The sequence below is a fragment of the Mycobacterium sp. GA-1841 genome, assembly GCF_001954135.1.
GTDB lineage: Bacteria > Actinomycetota > Actinomycetes > Mycobacteriales > Mycobacteriaceae > Mycobacterium.
Map to the genome: position 1 here is coordinate 47,321 of NZ_MBEQ01000061.1, position 6,158 is coordinate 53,478.

Genomic DNA, 6,158 nt, shown 5'->3' on the forward strand with positions numbered 1-6,158 from the left:
GGAGCTAGTCTGCGGCGGTACCCGAGATCAGATCGGCGAGCACGGCGGCTTCACTGATCTGCGGATCCTTGGTCGCCGTCAGCAACGTCACCGCGCCGTTCTTTGCCAGATCCCGCAGATGGTCGAGCCCGGCGGCACGTTCGGATTCGGCGAGCTCGGCCTGGTACCGACGGCTGAACTCGGTGAAGCGCGCCGGGTCGTGGCCGTACCACTTACGCAGTTCGGTGGACGGCGCGACGTGCTTGCACCATTCGTCGAGAGCCGCGCGGTCCTTGCTCATGCCTCTCGGCCACAGTCTGTCGACCAGGATCCGCGCGCCGTCGTCCGGGCTCGGTTCTTCGTAGACCCGGCGTACCCGGACCTGATGCGGTGAGTCAGCCATCGTCGCCTCCTCATCGTTTGTACCTCAACGCCAGGTCCACCAGTGGACCTGGCGTCGAGGTGCCCGCGAGGTCAGTAATCCCAGACGGCCGGCACGCACCGGAAGGCATCACCGGCGACCGCGACCCGGCAGACGGACGGGAACGGTAGGTGTGTGGCGACCAGCGACTCGCCGGTGGCGGCCAACTCCCGCAACAGACCCTTGCGCACCCGGGCCGCTTCCTCGGGGTCGTGTTCGAAGCCGTTGTGCCACTCCGGATTGTCGAAACCCGGTGCGAAGACGGCATCGCCGGCGAAGGTCAGGCGATCATCGCCGGAGGCCAGTCGGACGACACTGTGCCCCGGGGTGTGACCACCGGTGCGCGTCACGAGGACGCCCGGCGCCACCTCGTGATCGGTCTCGAAAGGCCGCAGCTGGCCGCGATATTCGTCCAAGAAGCGCGAGGCCACGGTCCGCAGCACGTCCGGTATCGGTTGCGGCATCGTGGTGTGCGAAAAGTCGGGTGCTTCCCAGAACTCGGCCTCCGCTGCGGCCACGTGCACCCGCAGGTCGGGCCGCAGCCGGTCCTTCACCCCATCGGTGAGCAGTCCGCCGACGTGGTCCATGTGCAGGTGGGTGAGCACCACGTCGGTCACTGATCCGAGATCGACACCGGCGGCATCCAGGCGCATGGCGGTCTGTCCGGCCCGCGGAAAATCCGGGAACTCCAGGCCAAGTCCGGCGTCGACCAGGATGGTGCGGTCGCCGCTGCGCACCACGACCACGTTCAAAGGCCAGTCGACGACGTCCGGCGGTAGGAAATTGTCACCGAGCCAACCCGCCAGGTCCTCGGAGTCGACGTTGGTGGCCAACGTCGACGCCGTAATCGGCAGTACGCCATCGCTGATCACCAGCACCTCGATGTTGCCGACCTGCACCGCGTACCGTGACGGAACCAACTCGTCGATGCCCTGGCTACCGAGGTGCGAAATGCTGTCCACGCTCATGCTGTTTTCCTCCTGAGTGGCTGTACCGAAGACATGGTGCAAATGCACTGTCGTCTCGTTGAACGCCGTGGCATTGCCGGAACTATCCAGCGCAAACACAGCCTGCGCGCCCGCGCGGTGCCAGCTCGTCTAAACCGTTGTGGCCAAGTAGTTTTGGCGTGCAGATCGCGCCCAGAGGCGACGGCGATTGTCGCTGCCTGGTCGGAGCTTGCGGGGTGATGTCGGATGGGCGCGGTAGCATTCCGGCGTGTGGTGGACGGAACTCGCTGAGGAGTCCTGGGATGCGTTGTTCGAGCCGCACCACCGGATGGGCATGGTGTTGCGAGCCAGGGAGATCCTCGACGAGATCGAGTTCCAGTCCGACGAGGCGTGGGCGGACGGGGAGCCGGTGGCGTTGCCCGGTGTGGACCGCGCGATCCGTCGCACCTTGATCGAAACCGGGTCGCCGAGCCTGTGGATTTACTGGTCGCTGGACGCCGACCGGGGTGCGATCGTGCTCGATTTCGTGTTCGACGACTGACGCGGTTCCACTCAGGGTGCCGAGCGTGCGTCCTCGAGCGTGGCGAGTTGGTGCGCGGTCCAATCCCACTTCGCGCGTGCCGTCGCGTCGGACTGGTCCAACTTGGCCGCGACGACGGCACGCAACCGTGCCAAATACTCTGTGTCTCCCGGCGGGGTCGGGCGCTCGGCGCGCAGAAAGTCGATTGAACGGGCGGTGCCGACCGTCCGTCCGCCGTCGACGAGCGGTTCCGGTGGAAGCAACGCCACCACGTCATCACCGGCGAGCATGGCGATCTCGTCCGAAACCGCAATCCGCGGGCTCACCGCCCTGCCTTCCAACAGGTACGCCTCGACGAGTGCGGGACCGAAGATCATGTTCTGGCTGTGGAAGCAGTCACCGACGACCACCCCGCCGCGACACAGGATCCCGAAGTCGCGCAGGTAGTACAGCTGAATGCCGGCCAGCAGGCGCAGCAGCTGACACACGGCCCGTTTCGCGCGGGTGGCGTCGAGATTCGCCAGCGGGATCGACGCGCCGATGTTGTCGGAGAAGTACACCGTACGCACGGCTCCGCCGGGTTGCGCCTGGGCAACCTTCTGCTGCAGGTCGACCATGTAGGCCAGCGCGTTCAGAAACGCCTCGCTGCGGGCGAAGGTCTTGGCGCCGAGAGTGTCGATGAAGCCGACTGCGCTGCGCGTATAGCTGCGGCCGGCGCGAGACAGCGGCGTCGACGGCCCCGGAAACGGGTGTTCGGAAGTCAGCGGCCCGTCGCCGTCAGGCACGACGGCGTGCGGTTGCGGTGCGAGACCGCCGGGCTGCAGGTGCACGGTCCTTCACCGGCGCGGCGTCCTCCGGCTGGGGCCGGGAACGCTCCGGACGGGGGCGCAGGTCACCGGCGTCGGCGAGGGCGACCGCCTTGCGCAAGCGGTCGGCGATCATCGTGACCGGCACGCTGACCACGGGTGTCAGTGTGAGGACCCCCATGTCGTCTTCCTCCACCCGGTAGCGACGGTGACCGGGCTTGCCGGCCTTACCCAGCGAAACGCGACGCCGCGGGTCGACCTCGACCTCTGTGACGAAATGCCTGGCGCGCTGCGGGCTGCTCATCATCTACCTCCTGAGGCAATACTACTCACCACGAACCATTTGGGTAATACCCAAATGGGGTAATGCCAATCATTGTGAGGGCAGGTCGTCCTGATCCGGCGCGCGACGCGACAGCAGTTTCGCGGTCTGGCATACCAAGTCCGCCAATCGGGGGTGGCCCTCGGGTGGCATGCGCTCGGCCGGCCCGCTGATCGCCACGGCGCCGATGGGGCGTCCGTCGACCTCGAATACCGGCGCTGCGATCGTCATGGACGGCGCGTTCACCTCGCTGCTGGCGGCGTAACCGCGGGCCCGGTAGGTGTCGAGTTGAGCCCGAAACTCCGCATCGGGCGGTTCGCCGAGCAGTTCGATCTGTCGATCCTGGCTCAGGAACGGCAAAAGCACACGGCCCGTGGCGCTTTCGCGTGCCGGCACCATGGCGCCGATGCGCGGCACCATGCGCAGCGCCTGACGGCTCTCCGCCACTTGTGACACCACCAGTTGTGCACCGTCCGGTTCGTTGAACATCGCGGTTTCGCCGGTCTGTGCCGCGAGTTGCTCGAGTGCCGCCTGGATGCGGTGTCGCAGGTCCGATTTGGCGCGTGAGCTGTGGGCGATGCTCAGGATGCGCGGCGTGGTTTCCCACCGGGTCAGCTGCTCCTCGCGCGCTTGGATCCAACCCTGATCCGAGAGCGTCACGAGGGCACGCTGTACGGCGCTCTTGTCGATACCCAGCAGTCGAGACAGCGCGGCGACGCCGACCGGCTGGTTGGCGGCGACGGCCTCGAACACCGTGAGCACGCGCGCGGCGGTGGAACTGCCCTTGACTGCCATCCGTGAACCTCACTAATGTTGAATAGTGACCCACTATATCAAATATTGATACGTGGTCGGCCGTCATCGATTCGGGAGGAAGCCAAGCCATGTCAACCATCCACGTTCGGCCTCTCCGGGATGACCTCGCGTTCGGCGCCCGAATCGTCGGTGTCAGCCTGACGACGTTGGCGGATCAGCAGGTCCGTGATCGTCTCCGACGGGTTTTCCAGGAACGCGGGATGATCCTGTTCGAAGAGGTCGAGCCCGATGGGCGGCTGCAGGTCGAGATCAGCAAGGTGTTCGGCCCGCTGAAGGACCATCCCGTGCCGACCGTGCCGCGGGCCGGGGGAGCGTTGCATCCGGGCGTCATCGAGATCGGCCAGGCGCCGCGTGAGGGCAACATCGTCGAGGTCGACGGCAAGGAGGTGACGTCGTGGCTGCCCTGGCACTTCGACCACTGCTACAACAACGAGTTGAATCTTGCCGGCGTGCTGCGTTGTGTGACCGGTGTCAGCGAGGGCGGCGAGACCGGATTCGCCGACGGCATCGACCTTTACCGGATCTTGTCGCCGGAGCTGCGCCGGCAGATCGAGGATCGCAACATCATCTACACCCTGAACCTGCGCTTTGCCGAGATGCGCTTCGGCCTGGCCGACGGCTTCCGTGAGATCCAGCCGCACGCGGCCCTGCAGAAGACGATCGATTACGGCAAGAAGCTGCCCCGTGCCGTTCATCCGGCGGTGTGGACCCGCCCCACCGGCGAGAAGGTTCTCCACATCTCACCGTGGATGGCGGAGGGTATCGAAGGCGATGAGTCGCCGGACGGTGACGAACTCCTCGAGGCGGTGTGCAAGGAGATGCTGGCCGGCATCACGCCCTACTTCCACAAGTGGCGCCCCACCGACATGGTGATCTGGGACAACCTGCGGATGCTGCACGCCGTCAGCGGCCACCACCCGGACGAACCCCGCATCATGCACCGCACCACGATCGAGGGCGACTACGGTCTGGGGTACTTCGAGGGCAACGTCGAAGGCGACAAGATCCTGGAGATGACGGTCTGAGCCAGGGCCTTCGGCGATCTCGATGTCAGGATGAGCAGGCCGTTGTTTCCGGCCCGGCGCGATGGCTGTCGGTACGCGCCTCGTTGAGCTGGTGGACACGAACGCTGACCTCCAGCTGGAAGCGGTCCGCGGGGTCCTTGAGGGAGAGGCCGGTGAGCTCCTCGATGAGCTTGATCCGATAGATCAGGGAGTGCCGGTTCAAATACAGCGCTCGGGCCGCTGCGCTGGTGTTGGTGGCCTCGTTCAGAAGGATCTCCAAGGTGTGAACGAGTTGACCCCGGCGAGTGCGGTCGTAGTCCAGTAGCGGCTGCAGGGTCTGCAGGATCGTCGCCATGGACTGTGGGTGCTGCCGCAGGACCTCGGCGAATTGCCGTGAACCGGCGGGCCGTTCGGGCAGCGTGGGCGGTACCGCTGCCGTCATGGGGACGGATTGGTCGCGGACCGGTGGGAGCAACGCCCAACTGACGAGATCCTCGGGCAGGGCACTGAGCCGCTGAGCCGAGGCGACCAAGACGGAGACGGTGGCTGCCGGCGGGGCCGGCGTGAAGTGGCTCATCACCAGGTCGTCGGTGACCGATGAACTCACCGTGAGATCGGCGGCCAGCGCCAGGTCGTGCAGGGCTTCGGTGAAGGCGCCCGCGAGCGCGCCCCAGGCGTCGTGGTCGTGTTGGCGGCGCGCGATGGCCATCTCCACCCGTGCCCCCGGGATCGACGGGCTCACCAGCGGGAGCAGATTCTTCTGCACATCGGCGAAGGCGATCTCCCAGGGCAGCAGCACCACCGGGAACTCGTGGCGATCGGCCAACGGCACCAGCGATTTCAGGAGTTCGCGGACACTGACTTCAGGGGGAGGGCTCAAGACGAGTCCGGCGGCCGGGGAGGACACCAGGTAGGTGAGGAATTCCCGGTTGCCGGGCTGACGGATGTCGGCGCCGGTACACAACACCAGGTCTCCGGTGCGGATGAACGACTCGGCGGGGGCATGGATGATGTCCACCCAGGCAACTTCACGGGTCAAACCGCGATGACCGGCAATCACCGATCCCCGGTCCAACGGCGCCACGGTCAAGGCTGCCGCCACACTCAGCGGCGATTCCTCGGACATGTCGCGCCTTCTCCTGATCTACCCGCTTATCCGTTGCTCCTGTCGGCGAGACCTCGGCGGCACACCGCCCCCCGGCGAATGACGGTACCAGTGGTCGACGGGTGCTCCTGCGGCGCGGAGAGGGGCGGGGGGGTGGGGCGGGGGGGGGGGGCCGGCCGCGCCGGCGCCCCGCAAAAGCACCCGGACGGCCCCGGGGGCGGAGGGGGGGGGGGGGACG

General features: G+C 66.6%; 8 protein-coding genes. 2 read left to right on the top strand and 6 right to left on the bottom strand.

Features of this window, described 5'->3' with window-relative positions:
* Window positions 1–4 precede the first annotated feature (4 nt).
* Together A5740_RS14175 and A5740_RS14180 are read right to left on the bottom strand one after the other, a co-directional pair.
* Window positions 5–382: a DUF488 domain-containing protein gene (locus tag A5740_RS14175; protein WP_076194990.1), complete on the bottom strand. Its 378-nt coding sequence runs from the start codon at window positions 380–382 to the stop codon at window positions 5–7.
* A 71-nt stretch (window positions 383–453) separates the two neighbouring features.
* Window positions 454–1,368 carry an MBL fold metallo-hydrolase gene (locus A5740_RS14180; RefSeq protein ID WP_076195015.1) on the bottom strand — a complete coding sequence of 305 codons (915 nt, stop codon included), beginning with the start codon at window positions 1,366–1,368 and terminating at the stop codon, window positions 454–456.
* Window positions 1,369–1,615: 247 nt separating this feature from the next.
* Between A5740_RS14180 and A5740_RS14185 the strand changes: the two genes are divergently transcribed.
* Window positions 1,616–1,888: a hypothetical protein gene (locus A5740_RS14185; RefSeq protein WP_076194992.1), complete on the top strand. Its 273-nt coding sequence runs from the start codon at window positions 1,616–1,618 to the stop codon at window positions 1,886–1,888.
* 11 nt (window positions 1,889–1,899) lie between these two features.
* On the opposite strand, the gene A5740_RS14190 is transcribed toward A5740_RS14185, so the two are convergent.
* The 3 genes from A5740_RS14190 to A5740_RS14200 form a co-directional block, all read right to left on the bottom strand.
* Window positions 1,900–2,697: a hypothetical protein gene (locus A5740_RS14190; protein ID WP_076194994.1), complete on the bottom strand. Its 798-nt coding sequence runs from the start codon at window positions 2,695–2,697 to the stop codon at window positions 1,900–1,902.
* A complete protein-coding gene (locus A5740_RS14195; protein WP_175616249.1) occupies window positions 2,645–2,977 on the bottom strand; it encodes a hypothetical protein in 333 nt (110 codons plus the stop codon). Before A5740_RS14195 ends, A5740_RS14190 begins: the two co-directional genes overlap by 53 nt.
* A gap of 69 nt (window positions 2,978–3,046) precedes the next feature.
* Window positions 3,047–3,790: an IclR family transcriptional regulator gene (locus tag A5740_RS14200; protein ID WP_076194996.1), complete on the bottom strand. Its 744-nt coding sequence runs from the start codon at window positions 3,788–3,790 to the stop codon at window positions 3,047–3,049.
* An 89-nt stretch (window positions 3,791–3,879) separates the two neighbouring features.
* Here A5740_RS14200 and A5740_RS14205 point away from each other — a divergent pair, with 89 nt between their 5' ends.
* A complete protein-coding gene (locus A5740_RS14205; protein ID WP_076194998.1) occupies window positions 3,880–4,836 on the top strand; it encodes a TauD/TfdA family dioxygenase in 957 nt (318 codons plus the stop codon).
* Window positions 4,837–4,861: 25 nt separating this feature from the next.
* Here the strand turns inward: A5740_RS14205 and A5740_RS14210 are convergent, their stop codons facing one another.
* The gene (locus A5740_RS14210; RefSeq protein ID WP_076194999.1) at window positions 4,862–5,941 is read right to left on the bottom strand and encodes a PucR family transcriptional regulator ligand-binding domain-containing protein; all 1,080 of its coding nucleotides are present in this window, start codon (window positions 5,939–5,941) and stop codon (window positions 4,862–4,864) included.
* Window positions 5,942–6,158 lie beyond the last annotated feature (217 nt).

What these genes read in the sequence shown, in the direction of transcription:
- A5740_RS14175 (WP_076194990.1), bottom strand. Translation starts at nt 382, where the DNA reads ATGGCTGACTCACCGCATCAGGTCCGGGTACGCCGGGTCTACGAAGAA.
- A5740_RS14180 (WP_076195015.1), bottom strand. Translation starts at nt 1,368, where the DNA reads ATGAGCGTGGACAGCATTTCGCACCTCGGTAGCCAGGGCATCGACGAG.
- A5740_RS14195 (WP_175616249.1), bottom strand. Translation starts at nt 2,977, where the DNA reads ATGAGCAGCCCGCAGCGCGCCAGGCATTTCGTCACAGAGGTCGAGGTC.
- A5740_RS14200 (WP_076194996.1), bottom strand. Translation starts at nt 3,790, where the DNA reads ATGGCAGTCAAGGGCAGTTCCACCGCCGCGCGCGTGCTCACGGTGTTC.
- A5740_RS14205 (WP_076194998.1), top strand. Translation starts at nt 3,880, where the DNA reads ATGTCAACCATCCACGTTCGGCCTCTCCGGGATGACCTCGCGTTCGGC.
- A5740_RS14210 (WP_076194999.1), bottom strand. Translation starts at nt 5,941, where the DNA reads ATGTCCGAGGAATCGCCGCTGAGTGTGGCGGCAGCCTTGACCGTGGCG.